The 1,280-nt window shown below is 70.3% G+C and carries 2 protein-coding genes; one reads left to right on the forward strand and one right to left on the reverse strand.

Annotation, left to right across the window (positions count from 1 at the left end; all coding sequences use genetic code 11):
* Positions 1–853, forward strand: an 853-nt coding sequence (locus tag Q4P07_RS14160; RefSeq protein ID WP_303375559.1) for a TIGR01777 family oxidoreductase, incomplete at its 5' end; no start/stop codon positions are given.
* Between the two features lie 14 nt (positions 854–867).
* On the opposite strand, the gene Q4P07_RS14165 is transcribed toward Q4P07_RS14160, so the two are convergent.
* Positions 868–1,280, reverse strand: a 413-nt coding sequence (locus tag Q4P07_RS14165) for a hypothetical protein (protein ID WP_303375560.1), incomplete at its 5' end; no start/stop codon positions are given.

The raw sequence follows: 1,280 nt of genomic DNA on the forward strand, positions 1-1,280 counted from the left end.
CGCTCCGCGCGCTCCAGCCCCGGACGCGTCAGGCGACCAGTCGACCGTGGTCCGTGAGGTCACCTGGCAACCTGGCACCGAGCTGGACCCGGCCACGCTGGCCGGTGTCGACGCGATCGTCCACCTTGCCGGTGCCGGGATCGGGGACCAACGCTGGAGCCCGGCGCGCAAACGGGAGCTGGTGGCATCCCGGACCGAAGGCACCGACACCATCGCGCGCGCTATCGCAGGTATGGCGAGGATGCCGGGCGGTGCACCACGGCTGCTTTCCGGGTCGGCGGTGGGCTACTACGGTGATCGTGGGCCCGACATCCTCACAGAGGAGAGCGACCGGGGCGAAGGTTTCCTGGCCGACCTCTGCCGCGACTGGGAAGCGGCCACCTGGTCAGCGGAAAAGGCCGGCGCTTCGGTCGCCCACGTGCGCACCGGGATCGTGCTCGCGCCGCACGGCGGCGCATTGGGCAAGGTGCTCCCCATGGTGCGCGCAGGCCTGGGCGGGCCACTGGGCAGCGGCAAGCAATACTGGTCCTGGATCACCCTCCATGACCATGTGCGCGCGCTCAGCTTCCTCTTGGATCACCCCGAGATCACCGGCCCGGTCAACCTCACCGGACGCCACCCCGACACGCAGCTCGACGTCGTCAAGGCGCTGGCCCACGACCTTCACCGGCCCTCACTCCTGCGAGCTCCCGGCATCGCGCTGCGCGTCGTGATCGGTGAAATGGCCAGTGAGATCCTGGGCAGCCAGCGCGTCCTGCCGACGGTCCTGGACGAGGCCGGCTTCACGCAGGACCACCCCGACCTGCCCCGCGCCGTGGCATGGCTCCTCGACGAACCTGCGCAGTCCACCTGACGGCCCGGCGACGCCTACCTGCCCGGCTCCCCCCACGACCAGAGCAACCACCCCTCCTTCGCAGCAGCCAGGACGATGCGCAGCTGGTCGGTCTGCATCCCCGAGGTGAGCTGTTCGTCGCCGTCGTCATCGATCGCACGCAGGGGCGCGCGGGTGATGGTGGCCTCAACCGTCAACCGACCCTGCGTCTGCTCTACCACTGCGGCTTCTTCGACCCGGAAGGTCACGTCGGGATAGACCAGACCCAGGGCACGAGCGGCTTCGAGCTGACCCTGCTCGGCGGCGAGCGCCGGTGAGTCAGGAGCCATAGCCAGGGTGAGCGCCGCAGGGTCGCGGCCCTCCCAGGCCTCCCCCCTCAGGTCGACCAGACGCTGCAGGGTGCGGCTCACCTGCGCGTCCGTCGTGCCTGGACCTGTCGTGCCTCGAC

Source organism: Ornithinimicrobium sp., assembly GCF_030537745.1.
Classification (GTDB): Bacteria; Actinomycetota; Actinomycetes; order Actinomycetales; family Dermatophilaceae; genus Ornithinicoccus.